Source organism: Xanthomonas vasicola pv. musacearum NCPPB 4379, from assembly GCF_000277895.2.
GTDB lineage: Bacteria > Pseudomonadota > Gammaproteobacteria > Xanthomonadales > Xanthomonadaceae > Xanthomonas > Xanthomonas vasicola.
The window spans coordinates 4,561,876-4,580,117 of the sequence record NZ_CP034655.1 but is presented as its reverse complement, the minus strand read 5'-3'; the positions used below and the strand labels follow the sequence as shown (position 1 = coordinate 4,580,117).

15 protein-coding genes and 1 pseudogene are annotated in these 18,242 nt (G+C 65.7%); 6 read left to right on the top strand and 10 right to left on the bottom strand.

Going from position 1 to position 18,242, the window contains the following annotated elements:
- The first annotated feature begins 113 nt into the window (after positions 1-113).
- Complete coding sequence (locus KWO_RS21150; RefSeq protein ID WP_010376877.1) at positions 114-1,490, top strand: MATE family efflux transporter; 1,377 nt, start codon at positions 114-116, stop codon at positions 1,488-1,490.
- Positions 1,491-1,574: 84 nt separating this feature from the next.
- Complete coding sequence (sppA, locus tag KWO_RS21145) at positions 1,575-3,476, top strand: signal peptide peptidase SppA (protein WP_017112321.1); 1,902 nt, start codon at positions 1,575-1,577, stop codon at positions 3,474-3,476.
- 294 nt (positions 3,477-3,770) lie between these two features.
- Here sppA and KWO_RS21140 read toward each other — a convergent pair whose 3' ends face one another.
- A complete protein-coding gene (locus KWO_RS21140; RefSeq protein WP_010376871.1) occupies positions 3,771-3,986 on the bottom strand; it encodes a hypothetical protein in 216 nt (71 codons plus the stop codon).
- A gap of 105 nt (positions 3,987-4,091) precedes the next feature.
- Here KWO_RS21140 and KWO_RS21135 point away from each other — a divergent pair, with 105 nt between their 5' ends.
- On the top strand, positions 4,092-4,868 hold the full coding sequence (locus KWO_RS21135) for an SDR family oxidoreductase (RefSeq protein WP_010370081.1): 777 nt from the start codon (positions 4,092-4,094) through the stop codon (positions 4,866-4,868).
- A gap of 226 nt (positions 4,869-5,094) precedes the next feature.
- On the opposite strand, the gene KWO_RS21130 is transcribed toward KWO_RS21135, so the two are convergent.
- The 9 genes and pseudogenes from KWO_RS21130 to KWO_RS21090 form a co-directional block, all read right to left on the bottom strand.
- A complete protein-coding gene (locus KWO_RS21130) occupies positions 5,095-5,742 on the bottom strand; it encodes a DUF4124 domain-containing protein (RefSeq protein WP_170962557.1) in 648 nt (215 codons plus the stop codon).
- A gap of 23 nt (positions 5,743-5,765) precedes the next feature.
- The gene (locus KWO_RS21125; protein WP_010376866.1) at positions 5,766-6,551 is read right to left on the bottom strand and encodes a hypothetical protein; all 786 of its coding nucleotides are present in this window, start codon (positions 6,549-6,551) and stop codon (positions 5,766-5,768) included.
- Positions 6,552-6,764: 213 nt separating this feature from the next.
- Complete coding sequence (gene tsaC / locus KWO_RS21120) at positions 6,765-7,328, bottom strand: L-threonylcarbamoyladenylate synthase type 1 TsaC (RefSeq protein ID WP_010376864.1); 564 nt, start codon at positions 7,326-7,328, stop codon at positions 6,765-6,767.
- Between the two features lie 10 nt (positions 7,329-7,338).
- Positions 7,339-9,831 carry a DNA topoisomerase I gene (locus KWO_RS21115; protein ID WP_010376861.1) on the bottom strand — a complete coding sequence of 831 codons (2,493 nt, stop codon included), beginning with the start codon at positions 9,829-9,831 and terminating at the stop codon, positions 7,339-7,341.
- A 183-nt stretch (positions 9,832-10,014) separates the two neighbouring features.
- A complete protein-coding gene (locus KWO_RS21110) occupies positions 10,015-11,295 on the bottom strand; it encodes an RDD family protein (RefSeq protein WP_017112322.1) in 1,281 nt (426 codons plus the stop codon).
- Between the two features lie 41 nt (positions 11,296-11,336).
- Positions 11,337-12,046: pseudogene (locus KWO_RS21105) on the bottom strand (pilin).
- Between the two features lie 40 nt (positions 12,047-12,086).
- Positions 12,087-12,560, bottom strand: a complete 474-nt coding sequence (locus KWO_RS21100; RefSeq protein WP_010370057.1) for a DUF494 family protein — start codon at positions 12,558-12,560, stop codon at positions 12,087-12,089.
- Between the two features lie 42 nt (positions 12,561-12,602).
- Positions 12,603-13,748 carry a DNA-processing protein DprA gene (dprA, locus tag KWO_RS21095; RefSeq protein ID WP_017112324.1) on the bottom strand — a complete coding sequence of 382 codons (1,146 nt, stop codon included), beginning with the start codon at positions 13,746-13,748 and terminating at the stop codon, positions 12,603-12,605.
- 71 nt (positions 13,749-13,819) lie between these two features.
- Positions 13,820-14,956, bottom strand: coding sequence for a LysM peptidoglycan-binding domain-containing protein (locus tag KWO_RS21090; RefSeq protein ID WP_010370048.1), 1,137 nt, complete (start codon positions 14,954-14,956; stop codon positions 13,820-13,822).
- Positions 14,957-15,087: 131 nt separating this feature from the next.
- On the opposite strand from KWO_RS21090, the gene def reads away from it, so the two are divergent.
- The 3 genes from def (at position 15,088) to rsmB (ending at position 18,210) form a co-directional block, all read left to right on the top strand.
- Positions 15,088-15,600 carry a peptide deformylase gene (gene def / locus KWO_RS21085; protein WP_010370045.1) on the top strand — a complete coding sequence of 171 codons (513 nt, stop codon included), beginning with the start codon at positions 15,088-15,090 and terminating at the stop codon, positions 15,598-15,600.
- A gap of 376 nt (positions 15,601-15,976) precedes the next feature.
- Positions 15,977-16,900, top strand: a complete 924-nt coding sequence (gene fmt / locus KWO_RS21080; RefSeq protein WP_010376845.1) for a methionyl-tRNA formyltransferase — start codon at positions 15,977-15,979, stop codon at positions 16,898-16,900.
- Positions 16,900-18,210 carry a 16S rRNA (cytosine(967)-C(5))-methyltransferase RsmB gene (gene rsmB, locus KWO_RS21075; protein ID WP_010376844.1) on the top strand — a complete coding sequence of 437 codons (1,311 nt, stop codon included), beginning with the start codon at positions 16,900-16,902 and terminating at the stop codon, positions 18,208-18,210. Before fmt ends, rsmB begins: the two co-directional genes overlap by 1 nt.
- The last annotated feature ends 32 nt before the right edge of the window (positions 18,211-18,242 follow it).

Sequence of the window (18,242 nt, the reverse complement as noted above, 5' to 3'; positions counted from 1 at the left end):
ACCCACGTGAGCGACAAGGCCGCAGTCGGAAAGTCCGGGTAAGATAGACGGCCCACGCGACCCGGTGCCAGCGCCTCCCGGCACGGCCGTAGTCCGCGCAGCGATTGGTTTTCATGTCTGTTTCTTCTGCACCTCCGTCCGCGACGCCAGGCTTCGCCTCGGAAGTGCGCACCACTGGCCTGCTTGCGTTGCCGCTGGTGCTCGGCCACGTCTCCACCGGCCTGATCGGGTTTGTCGACAACGTCATCGCCGGCCACCACGGCACCGCCACGCTGGCTGCGGTGACCATTGGCACCTCGCTATTGTGGCTGCCGATGCTGGTGCCGATTGGCACGCTGATCTCATTGACCGCCTCGGTCTCGCAGCTGATGGGCGCCGGCCGCGAGCGCGAGATCGGGCCGCTGTTCCGGCAGGCGCTGTGGCTGTCGCTGGGGCTGAGTGCGCTGATGTTCACATTCCTGAGCGTGGTGCCGCCGCTACTGCCTACCTTTGGGATTGCGCCGGACATCGTGCCTGGCGCCACCGACTTTCTGCATGCAGTGCGCTGGGGCGTACCCGCGCTGACGTTCTACTTCTGCATGCGCTACCTCAGCGAGGGCATGCACTGGACGCTGCCGACCATGCTGCTGGGCTTTGGCGGTCTGCTGGTGCTGGCGCCGCTGGGCTATGCGCTGACCTACGGCAAGTTCGGCTTTGCCGAGCACGGTGCTGAAGGGCTGGGCATGGCCTCGGCCATCACCATGTGGGTGCAGGCGAGCGTATTCGCGCTGTATTTGGGGCGCGCGCGGCGCTTTGCGCATCTGCACTTGTTCACCCACCTGGAAGGCCCGCGCTGGCGCGCCATCGGCGAGTTGCTGCGCACCGGCTTGCCGATCGGCATCACCGTGTTGATGGAAGGCGGGCTGTTTATCGTCGCCGCGTTGTTGATCGGTCGGCTGGGCTCCACCGAAGCGGCCGCGCACCAGATTGCGATCAACGTTGCGCAGCTGTGTTTCATGATCCCGATGGGCGTGGCCGAGGCCACCACCGTGCGCGTTGGCCATGCGGTGGGGCGCGGCGACCCGCTGGGCATGCGGCGCGCGGCCTGGGCCGGCTATGCCATCGTGCTGGGCACTCAAGCGTTATCGGCCAGTGCGCTGCTGCTGGGCCACGATGCCATCGTCGGCGTCTATACCGACGATGTGGCGGTGGCCGCGCTAGCTTCGGTGTTGCTGCTGTTTGCCGCCACATTCCAGTTTCCCGATGGCATTCAGGTGCTCTCGGCCGGCGCGCTGCGCGGGCTCAAGGACACCCGCGTGCCGATGTTCCTGGCGATGTTTTCGTACTGGGGCGTGGGCATGCCGATCGGCGCCGGGCTTGGCCTGGGGCTGGGCTGGGGACCGAAGGGCATGTGGGTCGGCCTGATCCTGGGCCTGACGGTGGCCTCGATCCTGATGGGGCTGCGCTTCCGCCAGACCAGCCGGCGGCTGACCGCCACCGCGACACTCTGACTTCCTGCGCATGCCGCGCGCGCTGCGCAGCCGGTATGCTGGGCACCATCGATCTATATGCAGCGTCTTTCGACGGAGTTTTCCATGAACCACCCCGTGCGTCGCAGTCCCATCGCCAGCTTCTTCGTCGGCCTGTGGGATGTGATGAATTTCACCCGGCGCCTCATTTTCAACCTGGTGTTCTTCGGTTTCCTGTTTTTGCTGCTGCTGTTGTTCGTGGTGGCGCTCGCGCGTGGCGACGGCAGCAAGCCGCTGGCCGAGCGCACCACCCTGGTGATCAACCCGGAAGGCACGCTGGTCGAGCAGTTCAGCGCTGACCCGGTGAGCCGGTCGCTGGCCAAGGCAGTGGGCGACAAGAGCGCTGAAGAAGTGCAGCTGCGCGACCTGGTGCGGGTGATCGAGGCGGCTGGCAAGGACCGCAAGATCGAGCGCGTGCTGTTGAATCTGGACAAGTTCCAGCCGTCCGGTTTTGCCTCGCAGCGCGAAGTGGCCGCTGCGCTGCAGAAGCTGCGTGCCTCCGGCAAGCAGATCGTGGCCTTCAGCGAGAGCATGAGCCAGGGCCAGTACCTGCTCGCTGCGCAGGCCAACGAGGTGTATCTGGACCCGATGGGCAGCGTGATGCTGGAAGGCCTAGGCCGCTATCGCCAGTACTTCCGCGAAGGCCTGCAGGACAAGCTCGGCGTGGACGTTCATCTGTTCCGCGTGGGCGAGTACAAGTCTGCGGCCGAGCCGTACATCCTCGACGCGGCCTCGGCCGATGCCAAAGAAGCGGATCTGTTCTGGATGAACGATGTATGGCAGCGCTATCTGGCCGACATCGGCACCGCGCGCAAGCTGAGCCCGGCGCAGCTGACCGCCGGCATCGATACGCTGCCCGAAGGCGTGGCCGCCGCCGGTGGCGACCTGGCCAAGTTCGCGCTGCAACAGAAGCTGGTGGACGGGCTCAAGACCCGCGAAGAAGTCGATGCGTTGCTGGTCAAGCGCGGCGTGGCCGACAGCGATGCCGACAGCGGTTTCCGCAATATCGGGTTCAACGATTATCTGAGCCAGTTGCAGGCCCAGGGTTCGCCGATGGACAGCCGCCCGCAGGTGGCCGTGGTGGTGGCGACCGGCGAAATCAGCGGCGGCGAACAGCCGGCCGGACGCATCGGTGGCGAGTCCACTGCGGCGCTGCTGCGCCAGGCGCGTGACGACGAGAAAGTGAAGGCGGTGGTGCTGCGCGTGGATTCGCCCGGCGGCGAAGTGTTCGCCTCTGAGCAGATCCGCCGCGAAGTGGTCGCGCTCAAGCAGGCCGGTAAGCCGGTGGTGGTGTCGATGGGCGATCTGGCCGCTTCCGGCGGCTACTGGATCAGCATGAATGCCGATCGCATCTACGCCGATCCGTCGACCATCAGCGGTTCTATCGGCATCTTCGGCATGGTGCCGAACCTGACCCGCGCGCTGGATAAGATTGGCGTGCACACCGACGGCGTGGGCACCACGCGGTTCGCCGGTGCGTTCGACATCACCCGTCCGCTGGATCCGGCGGCCGGCCAGGTCATCCAGGCGGTGATCAACAAGGGCTACGCCGACTTCACCGGCAAGGTGGCGCAGGCGCGTCACCAGTCGGTGGATGCGATCGACAAGGTTGCGCGTGGGCGTGTGTGGAGCGGCGCGCAGGCCAAGGAGCGTGGGTTGGTGGATGCCTTCGGCGGCATGCAGGAAGCGGTAGCCGATGCGGCCGACCGCGCCAAGCTGAGCCGCGGCAAGTTCCGCGTGCGCTATGTGGAAAAGCCGGCTACGCCGTTCTCGCAGTTGATGAGCGGGTTTGCCGGCAGCCGCATGGGCGCCTGGATGCTGAGCGACTCGGGCATGGCACGCGCATTAGTGGCCCGCTCGTTGCCGGAAGTGGATACGCAGCTGCGCTTTGTCGAAAGCGCCGTGCACGACAGCAAGGCAGGCGGCACGCCGGTCAAGTCGCTGGCGTATTGCTTCTGCGGATTCTGATGCGGCGCGCTCAGTGAGCGAGTGATGCATCGCAATGCCGGCCATGTGCCGGCGTTGTTGTGCGCGCGCGGGTGATGCGGTGGTTTGAACGGCCGAACGAACGAAGCAGACCGCAAGACCCATGCAGGAATCGTCGAGCGTGCAACCATCAGCCACTCGCCATCGCGCATGTCGTGCTGAGCGCAGCTACAGCCTTGGCAGGCGTTCACCGACACGTATTGGCACATCCATGCGCTGATTGGCACCAAAAGCAGGCGCTTCAGGGCGCCAGTTCACCCGGTTACCGAGGTTTCGCTACTGCGTGGCGGCATCGATCGCCTTGCGCTGATCGTCGGCCGCCTGATCGGTTGCGGCCTGCACCGCGTGCGCCTTGTTCAACGGTTCCTGGATGTGGTCGCGCAGCGCGGTGGCCTGCGGGTCGGGCTTCTGTTCGGTGGGCGCGGGCTGCGGCCGCTGACAGGCGCTCAGCGACAATGCCAGGCCCGCTGCAAGCATCCACTGCATCTTCATCGTCGTGACCTCGCTTGGGGTGGCGGTATCCTAACGCTCGGGCCACGCGTGCGCGTCAATTGCGCAGCAGCGGCCGTTTCCTGCGGATTGAAGAGGATCACCCACGTGACAACACACCGTTGGCGGCTGGATGGACAGACCGCCCTCATCACCGGCGCCAGCGCCGGGATTGGCCTGGCCATTGCGCGCGAACTGCTCGGCTTCGGCGCCGACCTGCTGATGGTGGCGCGCGATGCCGATGCTCTGGCGCAGGCACGCGATGAACTTGCCGAGGAATTTCCCGAGCGCGAACTGCACGGGCTTGCCGCCGATGTGTCCGACGATGAAGAGCGCCGCGCGATCCTGGATTGGGTGGAAGACCACGCTGATGGCTTGCATCTACTGATCAATAATGCCGGCGGCAACGTCACCCGCGCCGCGATCGACTACACCGAGGACGAGTGGCGCGGCATCTTCGAAACCAATGTGTTTTCCGCCTTCGAATTGTCGCGTTATGCGCATCCGTTGCTGACGCAACATGCTGCCTCGGCGATCGTCAATGTCGGCAGTGTCTCCGGCATCATGCATGTGCGCAGCGGTGCGCCGTACGGCATGACCAAGGCGGCGTTGCAGCAGATGACGCGCAACCTGGCGGTGGAATGGGCCGAAGACGGCATCCGCGTCAACGCGGTGGCGCCGTGGTACATCCGCACACGTCGCACCTCTGGACCGTTGTCGGATCCGGATTACTACGAGCAGGTGATCGAACGCACCCCGATGCGGCGCATCGGCGAACCGGAAGAAGTGGCCGCCGCGGTGGGGTTTCTGTGTCTGCCCGCCGCCAGTTACATCACCGGCGAATGCATCGCGGTGGATGGCGGATTCTTGCGGTACGGGTTTTAGCGCGGCCAATCAATCACCGTCATCGCGCGATTGGCTTTACAGGCGCGCTGAGCCGGCATGTTCTTGCGTATACCGGGTTGAGCGCGCAGTTCTCATCCATCTGGTGAGTGCTTGCCAGGTTGCCGTCAGCCGCTTGCAAAAGGGCGGTGCAGCAGCGCAGACGTACCGACTCAGCGGGTCACATTCCTGCACCTGCATGCGTGCCCAGACACAGCAGCAAACGCACTCAGGGCGCTGCGGCCGGATTTGCGCAGCGGCTTTCGTCGAGTACCCGGCGCATCTGATAAAAGCGCTGTTTGCGTTCGGCCGCTTGCGCTTCGTCGGAGAAGCGCCAGGTGGATTCGGCCTGCTCGGCGCGTTTGCGCCAGGCCTCGCACAGGCTCTGGTCGGGCACCGGCGCGCAGCGGTCGGTGACCACTTCGCAGGCGCTGCCGCCACCGGTCGCCGGCCCGCCGGCCAGATTCGTGGTCTGCATCGGCAAGCAGCGCGTGGCGGGTTCGCGGTCTTCGGTGAAGTAACGCCCGTTGTCGTGCGTGGTGCACTCGAACAGCGGTGGCGGCGGCAGCGTCGAGGTAGAGGTCACCGCCGGTACTGGTGGTGCGACGGGCGTGGTAGGTGCCACTGGCGCCGATGCAGCCGCTGGCGCAGCAGCGCGTGGTTGCGTCGCCGGCGTCGCACGTGCCGGCGATGCGGTGACTCCGCCTGGCGCGAAGGGCACCGCCGCCGGTGCGGTCATTAGCTTCTTCTGCTGCTGCATGCCTTTCGGGCACGGCATGTTCTGCACCGTCAGCGCACCGGTGGGATCGGTGCAGCGGTAGATCGCCACTTCCTGCGCGTCGGCCAGCGAACCCATCGCGGTCATGCTCAACGCCATCATGACCAACAGCTGCCAGCGCCTCATGCGCCGCCACAGTCGCGTTGCTGGCGCGCTTCGATACCGCGCTGTTCGCGGCTGAGATCTTCGCGCTCGCTTTGCAGCGCGCTGTTGTAGCGGCGGATCAGCTCCCAGCGGCGGTCGGCTAGGCGCGCGCAGACTTCCTGCGCGGGCAGGGCATGGCATTCGTCGCGGATCTGCACATTGCCGTACGGCACGATCACCGTGCCGCCGTAGCCGCCGTCGTTGTAACCGCCCTGATAGCCGCCCTGGTAGCTGCCCTGATAGGTCTCTGCGCCGAAGCTCGCGCTGCCGCGGATGCTTCCTCGTCCGGAGCCGCCTTGCATCGAGATTGCCGGGCGCGGGTTCACCGAGATCGGCGGGCGCTGGATGCCGCCGCCATTCACCGGGCGGCCAACGCCATTGCCCACATAGGCCGGCCCCCAGGTCGGTACCCAGCGCGGATTGCCTTCCGGGCTGTCGCTTGTGTAGCGGTTGCCGTCTTCGGTGGTGCACTCGTACATCGGCTGCGGCGGTTGCACTGTGACAATGCGGACCTCGCGCGCGGGCGCTGCGGCGACCGGCGCCGGTGGCTCGGCACGCGCCGCACGCGGCGGTGGGTCCTGCGGGCGTTGCATGTCCAGCACCTGCTGGCGACCGCTGCTGCAGGGCGCGTCCTGCAGGGCGACGGTGCCGGTGCTGCTCACGCAGCGGTAAACCCGCACGTTCGGGTCGGGCTTGCTCGCGGGCTTGGCGGCCGAGGCAGGCAGCGCCGCGGCCAGCAGCAGAAGGGTCAGGACGGTACGCATGGCCGCAGTGTGCGCGTCTGTGCGGCTGCCGCAAAGAGGGCGCGGCTGAACGGCGTGCGGCGTGAATACAACAACGCTGCACTCAGCTGAGCTCTGCTGCCGACAGCCTTCAAAAGGGGATGGCAGCGCGAAGAATAGGCGTGCGAGTGAGACAAACCACACCGAGCAGGACCGCAGGCAGCGAGTGGCTGCGCAGTGGTTTGTCAGCTGCGCTCAGTCGCGCAGAATCTGGCCACTGCGCGCGTCGCGGATCTGGGTGGGCTGCGCCAGTGTGCCCACTTCGCCGTCCACCACACCGTCGATCGTTGCCAGCAAGGCCGGGTCCAGCGCAGCGCGGCTGCGCGCTGGCGGCTCGCCGGCCAGGTTGGCGCTGGTCGACACCAGCGGTGCTCCCCAGGCCGCGCACAGCGCTGCCACGACCGGATGGGTGCTGATGCGGACTGCCAGTCCATCATGCTCGCCGGTCACCCAACGCGGCGCCCGTGCGGTGACCGGCAGAATCCAGGTATGCGGGCCGGGCCAGCTGGCCAGCACGTCCTGCCGGCGTGCCGGCTCCAGTGCGTCGATGTCGACCCAGTCGCGCAATACGTCCACGCTCGGCGCCACCACGATCACGCCCTTGTAGACCGGGCGCCGCTTGATCTCCAGCAGCCGCATCACGGCCGCTTCCTGGCGCGGGTCGCAGCCCAGGCCCCACACCGCTTCTGTCGGGTAGGCAATCACGCCGCCCTGGGTCAGGGTGGCGACGGCGTTATCCAGGGTGAGTGTGTGGGCCATGCTGCGTCTCTCAGTTCGCCGCCTTGCTCACGGTCTTCTTGACCACGCGCTTGGTGGCTTTCTTGGCAGCGGCCCTCTTAGCCGGCGCTTTCTTTGCAGTGGTCTTGCTGGCCGCCGTCTTGGTCGCGGTCTTCTTGACGGCAGGCTGCTTCGGCGAGGAGTCCTTGACCGTATTTTTCTTGAGCGTGGCCTTCTTCGCACCAAAGCCCTTGCGCACTGGCTTGCCGGTATCGGCCAGCAGCTGCTGCACTTCTTCGAACGTCAACGACGCCGGCTCGCGATCCTTGGGGATCTTGCCATTGAGCTTGCCGTCGCTGATGTACGGGCCGAAGCGGCCATTAAGCACTTGGATGTCGCTGCCTTCGAAGTTCTTGATCACACGGTTGCGCGCGATTTCTTCCTTCTCTTCGATCAGAAACACCGCACGCGCCAGGTCGATGGTGTACGGATCGTCTTCTTTCTTCAGTGACGCATACACGCTGCCACGGCGCGCAAACGGGCCGAAGCGGCCGATACCGACGCTGACATCCTGGTCTTTGTCCTGGCCCAGTGCGCGCGGCATCTTGAACAGTTCCAGCGCGTCTTCGATGGAGATCGAATAGATGCTCTGGCCCGGACGGAGCGACGCGAACGTGGGCTTGTCCTCGTCTTCCACGGTGCCGATCTGCACCATCGGGCCGAAGCGGCCGATGCGCGCGCTGACTTCCTTGCCGCTGACCGGGTCGGTGCCAAGCACGCGCACGCTGCCGGCATCGGTCTTGTCCAACGAGTCTTTCTTGTCTTCGACCAATTCCTTGAACGGGCCCCAGAACTTTTCCATCAACGGAATCCACTCGGCTTCGCCACGCGACACCGCATCCAGATCGTCTTCCAGATTGGCGGTGAAGTCGTAATCGACGTAGCGGGTGAAATGCCCGGACAGGAACTTGGACACTGCACGGCCGACGTCAGTGGGGCGGAAGCTGCGGCCTTCCATCTCGACGTACTTGCGGAACTGCAGGGTCTGAATGATCGAGGCGTAGGTGGACGGACGGCCGATGCCGTATTCCTCCAGCGCCTTGACCAGCGCCGCTTCGGTGAAGCGCGGCGGCGGCTGGGTGAAGTGTTGGTCGGTGACGATGCGGTCCAGCGGAATGTTGTCGCCGGCCTTCATCAGCGGCAGCTTGCGACCTTCGTCTTCGTCCTCGCTGCTCTTGGTGTCCTTGCCTTCTTCGTACACGGCCAGGAAGCCCGGGACCACCACGGTGGTGCCGCTGGCGCGGAACACGTGCTCGCTGCCGGCCGACAGGTCCACGCTGACGGTGTTGAGCGTGGCTGGAATCATCTGGCAGGCCACCGCGCGGCGCCAGATCAATTCGTACAGGCGGCGCTCGTCGTCGGACAAAAAGCGCGCGACCTGTGCCGGCGTACGCAGCGCCGAGGTCGGGCGCACCGCTTCATGGGCTTCCTGCGCGTTCTTGGATTTGGTGGTGTAGGCGTTGGGCTGGTCGGGTAGCGAAGCGGTGCCGAAGTCGCGCGCGATCACATCGCGGATTTCCGCCAGCGCGTCCTGCGACAGGTTCACCGAGTCGGTACGCATGTAGCTGATCAGACCGACCGAGCCTTCGTCGCCGAGTGCCACGCCTTCGTACAACTTCTGCGCCACCTGCATGGTTTTGCGGGTGGTGAAGCCGAGCTTGCGCGAGGCTTCCTGCTGCAGCGTGGAGGTGGTGAACGGCGGGGCAGGGCGGCGCTTGCGCTCCTTGCTGGCCACGTCGGTCACATGCAGCACACCTTGCGCCGCTTGCTGGATGCGCAAACGTGCGGCCTCGGCAGTGTCACCGTCGGTGACGGTGAACTGCTCGAATTTCTGTCCGTCCAGCTTGATCAGGCGCGCGTTGAACGCCTGCGAGGGATGCCGGCAATGCGCATCGATGGACCAGTATTCGCGCGGGATGAAGGCTTCGATCTCTTCTTCGCGCTCGACGATCATACGCAGCGCCGGCGATTGCACGCGGCCAGCGGACAGGCCGCGCTGCACCTTGCGCCACAGCACCGGCGACAGATTGAAGCCGACCAGATAGTCCAGCGCGCGGCGCGCCTGCTGCGCATCCACCAGATCGGCGGCGATCGCGCGCGGCTTGAGCATGGCTTCCTTGATCGCGCGCGGGGTGATTTCGGTGAACACCACCCGCTGCATCGGCTTGTCCTTGAGCAGGCCGCGCTCCTTCAGGATCTCGGCGATGTGCCAGCTGATCGCCTCGCCCTCGCGGTCCGGGTCGGTCGCCAGAAAGATGTCGTCGGCACCCTTGGCAGCACGCGCGATGGCTTCGACGTGCTTTTCGTTCTTCTCGATCAGGTCGTAACGCATCGCAAAGCCGTTGTCCGGATCGACTGCGCCTTCCTTGGGGACCAGGTCGCGCACGTGCCCATACGAGGCCAGGACGGTGAAGTCCTTGCCGAGGTATTTATTGATCGTCTTGGCCTTGGCGGGCGATTCGACGATGAGCAGGTGCTTGGGCATGATGGCAACTTCTTGGGGCGGAGCCCGGGGGGCGGGTAGCGTGGCCTAATTGGCCGGTCGAGGGAAGCAGATCGGCCGTTTCCCACACATTAAACGCCCGGGGAGTGCTCCCGGGCGTTCAGTTCGCTTATTAGAAAGATCATGGCGGACGCCGCCGTGTCAAGCGGCCAGCGCCGTCAGCTGCTAGCTCTGGCTCATTCTGATCGCCGCCAGCATGAAGGCCACGACCACTACCGACAGCACCAGGATCACCGCATAAATGGCCAGAACCACGATGGAGACGGTATCCAGACCCCTGGATTGCCGTTCCGGATACTCGGTGAAGGCCCAACGGTCCACGACCAGGGTGTCGCAGACCTTGTCGTGCGGCGCCTGCTTGCGCTCGGTCATGCCGGCCATGAAGGCCGCCACGATCGCGCCGATGCCCAGGGTGAGCACGCTGATCAGCATGTAGGCCAGATAGCGCAATACATTGCGCCAGAACCCGACCCGGCCGCCGTTGCTGTCGGCGCGCACCAGCTTGATGCCGCAGGCGAGCTTGCCCAGGCTGGCCTGATGCCGGCTGGATTGCATCCAGGCGAAATACAGCGTCGGGATCGCCAGGCCGATGCCGTAGGACATCACCACGATGGCGATGCCGAGTGCACTTCCATCGTCCAGCGCCGAACCCGAATCGCCACGCGTGGTTATCAGCGCTACCACGAACACCAGCGGGATCACGATCAGGTACACCGCAAAGGTGGTGATCAGGCTATCCAGAATGCTGGCGGCCACGCGCCGCCACAGGCCGGCGTAGACCACCGGCGCGTCCTGCAGCGCGACGCTTGCCGCGGGCGCGGCGAAGGCCGGAGCGTCCCAGGCGCCTGGAAGTGGCGTGGTCGCAGCTGCCGGGGTGTAACCCGGTGGCGATGTCGCGTCCGCGGTCTTGGCCAGGCTTGGACCTGACGTCAGCGGCGTGGTCGCCGTGTCTGCTGGTGCGGTGGACCACGCCGACGCATCCGATGTTGGAGCCTGTTCGTGTGGCGGGTGTAGCGGGGAGTCGACGGCTGGGTGGTGGTTGGTGCGGTCAGTCGCGGCGGCATCGCTGGCACTGGCAGTGACGATGCCACCGCCAGCTGCTGCCGGCTGCCACGGCGATGTCTCAGGCACATGGTCATGTAACGGTGAGGTCGCAGCTGGCGGCGCCGTGGCTGAGGCGCTGCCGCCGGGGTACGCAGCCGGCAGCGGCGCATCGATCAGCGCATCCGCAGGCGTTGACCTGGCGGACCCCGGAGCCGCAGACGCAGCACTGTCCAGGCCCAGTTCGGCCCCCACTTCGTGCAGCGCAACCCATTGCGCCAGACCTTCCCGCCAGACCAGGCTGGAACGGTCGATGATGCCCTGCGTCAGGCGTGCGCGAAGCGTGTCCGTGTCCACCGGCCCCTGGCGCTGCCGCTGTGCGTCGGCGTAATACCATTGCGTCATGTTGTCCCCTAAACGTGTAGCGATCGGCATGCAGCAGGCGGTCAGCCGCGGCAGTTCGGTGGAAGTTGGCTGTCGTCGATTTCGGAACTGCAATGCCAGCTGCCGCATCTGCGTCCAGCTCCAGCCACAGCGCCCTGCCGTCGATTTTGGCCGACTTGGGCGCATGGATGACGGCCTCGATACCGCATTCGCTGCCCTCGAAGCGGCCGATGCGCACGCTGCTCAAGCGCTCGCTCGCGTACTGCTCGGGCGGCTTGAAGCCAGCGTCGCCATTGACCGGGCAGCGGCCTTCTCGCGCGAGAAATTCGGCGATCTGCGGATTTAATGCTGCCAACTCGCCGACCGCTTGGGTAACCTTGTCCCGGCCCAGATAATCGTGGTACGCCGGAAACGCGATCGCGGCGAGGATGCCGATGACGCCCACCAGCACAAAAAACCCGACCACCGCAACCAGCGGCCAGCCAGGGCAGTTGCTGCGCGGCTGTGCTGGAATTGCGGACGAATGCGTACGCGGAGGCTGTACCGCAGCAGGCGGCAACGACGGCGGAACCGCGGCCGCACACACGTCAGTGGGAACGGGTGGGCCAAGCGTGTCGGCACAGGCAGACAGTGGCAACCAGTGGTCCAGCCCTTCGCGCCAGACCAACGTATCCAGGGTGATCACGCGATCGCGATAGAGGCCCACCAAGGTGCCGTCGGCCACCGGACCGTGCCGATGGCGGTGACCATCGGCGTAATACCAACTGCGCATCCCCGTCCCCTTGCACGCACATCCGTGGCTACTTCAACGCTCAGTGTACGGGTTCAGGTTCGTCCAGGAACATCTGGGTTTCCATCCAGGCATAGGCCGCTTCGGCGCCGGGCTGGTTGAACAACACCATCAGCACCACCCACTTGAGGTCGTCCAGATCCAGTTCGTCCTGGTCCAGCGCCATGGCGCGGTCGAGCACCAACTCGCGCTGATCGGCGTCGAGAATGCGGTGTTGCTCAAGGAACATCAGAAACCCACGGCAGTCCAGATCAAGCTTGTCCAGCTCCGGCCCGTGATAGATACGCACCGGTCCATCTACATGCGGGCGCGCGACGCTGGGCCGCTGCTCGGAGAGCGCGTCCAGCCAATCAAAGGCTTTGCTGATTTCTGCGGGACTGAAACCGGCCTGGATCAGGCCGTTCTGAAGCGAGTCACGGTCACGGACCAGGTCCGCGTCTTCGCTGAAATAATGTTCAAACAGGTACAGCAGTACATCGAGAATGCTCTCTTTCATTGCCCTCGGCCTGCGTCGCGCGACGCTGTGGAGGTGAAGAAACTAAGGATTGCGGGTATAGCGACCGTGCTCGGTGACCACGTCTCCCTCCAGTTCCATGATGAGCAGCATGGAGGACAGCGCGGCGGCCGTCAATCCGGTGCGCTGCACCAATGAATCCATAGAGGTTGGGTCGTGGCCCAGCGCTTGCCACAAGCGCTGGTAGTCGGGATCGGAGCGGGCAAGACCGGCGCCAGCGCCGGTCTTTGTCTTCCTGGGCAACTCAGTGGGGGCGGCTAGGCGCTCGCGCAAGGCGCTGGCCAATTCGCCCGACAGCTGGCCCAGTCCCTGGATGACCTGAGCCGGCTCTTGCGCCAAGGTGGCGCCCTGCCGAATCAGGTGATGGCAGCCACGTGCGAGCGGATTGTGCAAGGAGCCGGGCAAGGCGAACACCTCGCGCCCGGCCTCGGCCGCCAGCCGGGCGGTAATTAGTGCGCCCGAGCGCATGGCCGCTTCGACCACCAGCGTCCCCAATGCCAGCCCGGCGATGATGCGGTTGCGGGCCGGAAAATGCGCTGCGACCGGGGCGGTGCCCGGAAGGTACTCACTGACCACCGCGCCGCGTTCGGCAATGCGATCGCGCAAACCCTGGTGCCGTTCGGGATAGGCCACATCGGTGCCGGTGCCGACCACCGCCACGGTGATGCCATCATGCTGGGCCAGGGCGGCTTCGTGCGCGATCGCATCCACACCTGCGGCCATGCCACTGATGATGCTCAGCCCTGCGCTTGCCAGGCTGGAGGCGAATGCACGGGTGTGGTCGCGCCCGCCAGCGGTGGCCGAGCGGCTGCCGACCACCGCCACGCCCGGGTGCCAGAGCGCATTGGGGTCGCCGTCCACGAACAAGGCCATTGGCGGGTTGGCGATATGGCGCAGCAAGGCAGGGTAATCCGGGTCGTGCCAGCCGATCAGGTGGTGCCCCGGTTGCTCGCACCAGCGCAGCGCTGTGTCCAGCGCACGCGGGTCAGGCGTGCGCAGTAGCGCAGATTGCAGCTCGTCGCAGCCGGCGGAGCGCCACGCAGCAGGCCCGGCTGCCAGCATCTCGGACGCCGATCCGTACGAGGCCAGCAATTTTCGGCGCGGTGGGCTGCGGCCACCTGCCAGCAGCAGGATCAGGAATGCGCGCACGTCGGAAGCAGTCAGGGCCATGCATCCAGGCTAGGCCGTAAACGACGACGGCGCCCTCGGGCGCCGTCGCGTTGATGCATCGGAACTTTCGCCTACTGCGCGTCAGGATGCTTGACGAAATAGCCCAGGCCTGTCGGCTTGACGCTTTCCATCACCAACGCATAGCTGACCTTGTCAAAGGTGCGGAACACCATCGCATGCGAGGCGTACTCGTCGGGCAGGCCGACGGTGGAACCGGACGGGCCGCTGAAGTCGTCGTCTGTCCGCGAGAAGCGCGAATGCTTGACGCGATCGCTGACGGTGCGACCCTTGCGCCAGATCGAGAACACCGTGCCGTTGTTGATACCTTCGCGGGCGCCGCCGGAGATGGCGATCACATCGCGGGTGCCGCTGACAGTGAAGGCATCGGAGATGGCCAGCACGCGTAGTTCGGTCTGCAGCGCCTGTTCCGACGGCGGATGCGGGATGAACTGCAGGTCGTACGGCTGCGCTTCGACCGCGACGATACGATCGCCGGCCCGCACTTCGCGGCCGCTGTCCTGCAACAGCAGCGTCGCTGCCTTGGAGTTGCCGCCCGCTGCGCTGCGGGTGATGGTGCCAATGTTGACCTGCGCCATCTCATAGCCGAGGAACTCACGGCGCGTGCTCGGCGCGATGAAGCTCTTCCAGATGTTGCCCGAGCCGGCGGTGATGTTACCGGCCGCGTCCAAGTCTTCGTTGTGCTTGGGCAGGCTGAACTTCACGGTCGGACGCACGACAGCAAAGCGCTGGCCCGGCTGTGCGTTTTCCAGACCGACTACATAGGCGACCTGGCCGGTGGTGGCGCGTGAACGCCCGCCTTCCAGACCCACCACGTAAGGCAGTTCGTCGAAGTGGTCGACCACCCGCAGGTTCTTCAGGAACGGCTCGACGTCGGCCAATGGAATGGCATTGATCGGCGCTTCCTGGCGCGGGCCGGGCTGGATCGTGCCTTTGCCGACGCGGTCCAGATAGGCCAGGCTGATCACGTCACCCGGATAGATCAGGTGCGGATTCTGGATTTGCGGATTGGCTTGCCAGATTTCCGGCCACAGCCATGGTTTTTGCAGGAAACGCCCAGCGATGTCCCACAAGGTATCGCCCTTGCGGACCACATAGGTGTCTGGATGCTCGCCCACCGCTTGCGCGGCAGCGTAGGTCGCGACGGTCAACATCGCCGCAGCGACGACCGTACGAAGTCGGATTAACATGAGTACCTTCTTGCCTGATTCCCCAACAGGTCCGCGCACTATAGTCCAGAAACAGGGGCGCCACGCAAGCATTGCGCTAGAATGACACCGTCTTGCCGGCGCCGCGCCGGTGTTCCCAGACGGGTAACCCCATGGCTTTGCTACCAATTCTCGAGTTTCCCGACCCGCGGCTGCGTACCAAGGCCGTGCCGGTTGATGCTGCCGAGCTCACCAGCCCGGCGTTCCAGACGCTGCTGGATGACATGTTCCAGACCATGTACGAGGCGCCTGGCATCGGCCTGGCTGCCAGTCAGGTGGACGTGCACAAGCGTTTCATGGTGATCGACGTCAGCGACGAGAAGAATCTGCCGCAGGTGTTCGTCAACCCGGAAATCGTGAGCAAGCAGGGCGAGCAGCTGTATCAGGAAGGCTGCCTATCCGTGCCCGGCATCTATGCCGATGTCAGCCGCGCCGATGCGATCACGGTGCGCTATCTCGACCGCCAGGGTCAGCCACAGGAACTGCACACCGATGGCCTGCTGGCCGTCTGCATCCAGCACGAGATGGATCACCTGGATGGCAAGCTGTTCGTGGATTATCTCTCGCCGCTCAAGCGCGAAATGGTGCGCAAGAAGCTGGCCAAACAGCGTAAGCACGTGGCTTGAGGGCGGGATTGGGGAGTCGGGATTGGCAAAAGCGGGTTTTTGCTTTGAATCTGCTGGTGTCGAACCCTCGAATGCGAAGTCTGCTGCGATCTGGCTCATGGGCTTTGCCCGCGCATCGCGATACCGGCCAGTCTGCAGACGGATGGTCTTGAAGCTCGGGATTCGGGATTGGATAAGGCATTGCCGTCGCAGGCATCGAATTGCCGGCCGCGATTCCCGTCTTGCGCTTGATGGCGACGGGCAACGCCGGTTCTGGCGCCAAGTTTCCAAATCCCCCCACAAATCTGCTCCTACCTCTCAGCTCCACGCCATTCTCGCCCCGGGCAGCACACCTGCCGTTGCGAATCCCCACTCCCGAATGCCGAATCCCAGCCCTATGAGAACCATCTTTGCCGGTACGCCGGATTTCGCTGTCGCTTCGTTGCGCGCTGCCGCGCAGCGGCATGAGGTGGTGGCGGTGTATACCCAGCCGGATCGGCCCGCCGGGCGCGGCCGCGGGTTGACGCCCTCGCCGGTCAAGATCGAGGCAATTGCGCGCGGCATTCCGGTGTTCCAGCCGCAGACGCTGCGTTCGCCCGAAGCGCTGGCCACGCTGCGTTCGCTCAATGCAGACTTGATGGTGGTGGTGGCCTACGGATTGATCCTGCCCAAGGCGGTGCTGGCTGCGCCGACCCACGGCTGCTGGAACGTGCATGCCTCGCTGCTGCCGCGCTGGCGCGGCGCGGCGCCGATCCAGCGCGCGATCGAGGCTGGCGATACCGAAACCGGTGTCTGCCTGATGCAGATGGAAGCCGGTTTGGATACCGGCCCGGTGCTGCTGTCGCAGCGCATCGAGATCGGCGAGCAGGAAACCGGCGGTCAGCTGCACGACCGTCTGGCCGCGCTGGGTGCGCAGGTGTTGTCCGACGGCCTGGGCCTGTTGCGCGCCGGCATCCGCCCGGTAGCGCAACCGCAGCCGGCCGAAGGCGTGACCTACGCGCACAAGCTGGACAAGGCGCAGGCGCGATTGGATTGGGCGCAGCCGGCGCAGGAACTGGCGCGGCGCGTGCGCGCATTCAACCCGTGGCCGGTGGCCGAGGCGATCCTGGCTGGTGAGCGCGTGCGCCTGCATGGCGCAGTGGCGTTGGAGCTGGCGCATCAGCATCCGCCCGGCACCCTGCTGGCGGCCAGCAAGCAGGGCATCGATATCGCCTGCGGCGAAGGTGCACTGCGGGTGCGCGTGCTCCAGCGCGAAGGTGGCAAGGCGATCACCGCCGCCGATTACCTCAACGCGCGGCGCGACCTGCCGGCGCTGCGCTGATGTCGGCCGACACCGCAACCGCTGGCGTTGCCTCGCGCCTGGCAGCCGCACGCGTGCTGACGGCGGTGTTCGAACAGGGCCGCTCGCTGAAAACCGAGCTGGCCGCGACGCTGCCCGGGATCGGTGATCCGCGCGACCGCGCACTGGTGGAGGCGATCTGCTTTGCGGTCATCCGCCGCCGCCCGGCGTATGACGTCGCGCTGCGGCAATGGCTGGAGCGCCCGTTGCCGCCCCGCGATGCCGAACTCAAGGCGCTGCTGATGGTCGGCTTCGCCCAGCTCGATGTGCTGCAACTGCCCGCGCACGCCGCGTTGTCGGCCACCGTGGATGCATGCCGCGCGCTGGGGCGGCCGCGTCAGGCCGGCATGGTCAATGCGATTTTGCGGCGCGCCCAGCGCGAAGGATTTCCGGCGGTATCGGATGATGCCGGCTGGCCGTCGTGGCTGCGCAAGCAGTTGCGCGCCGACTGGAGCGATCGTGCCGAAGGGATTTTTACCGCGAGTGCGCAGATGGCACCGATGTGGTTGCGCGTGCAGCGTTCGCGCATTGACCCGGCTGCCTATGTCGCACGACTTGCCGAATTGGACATTCGTGCACACACCGATGCGGTGTTGCCGGATGCGGTGCGCTTGCACAGCGCAGTGCCGGTAAGCCAGTTGCCAGGCTTTGCCGAAGGCGATGTTTCGGTGCAAGACGGCTCTGCGCAGCAGGTGGCCGATGCGCTGACGTTGGCGCCGTCGGCACGCGTGCTCGATGCCTGCGCCGCGCCGGGCGGCAAGGCGGCGCATCTGCTGGAGCGTTATCCCGGGTTGCAGCTCACTGCGCTGGATGTGGATGCGCGCCGCCTGGAGCGCGTGCAGCAGACCTTGCAGCGTACCGTGCCAAACGCCCAGGTCGCCTTGCATGCGGCCGATGCTGCAGACACGGATGCGTGGTGGGATGGCCAGCCCTTCGATGCGGTGCTGCTGGACGCGCCGTGTTCGGCCACCGGCGTGGTGCGCCGTCAACCGGATGTGCTGTTGCACCGGCGTGCCGACGATATCGATGCGTTGTGTGCGCTGCAGGCGCGGCTGCTGGATGCGACTTGGCGCACGCTGCGCCCAGGTGGGCAGTTGCTGTACACCACCTGCTCGCTGTTGGCACGCGAGAACCAGACCCAGGTCGAGGCATTCCTGCAACGCACCGCCGACGCACAAGCGCAGCCCTTGGGTGCGCAGTTCGGGCATGCGGCCGGCCCCGGACGTCAGCGGTTTCCAGGCGAGCAGCACTGCGACGGATTCTTCTACGCGCTTTTGCTAAAAGCCTCCTGATCGCGCGCTGAGCTCAGCGCTCCACCCTCTGC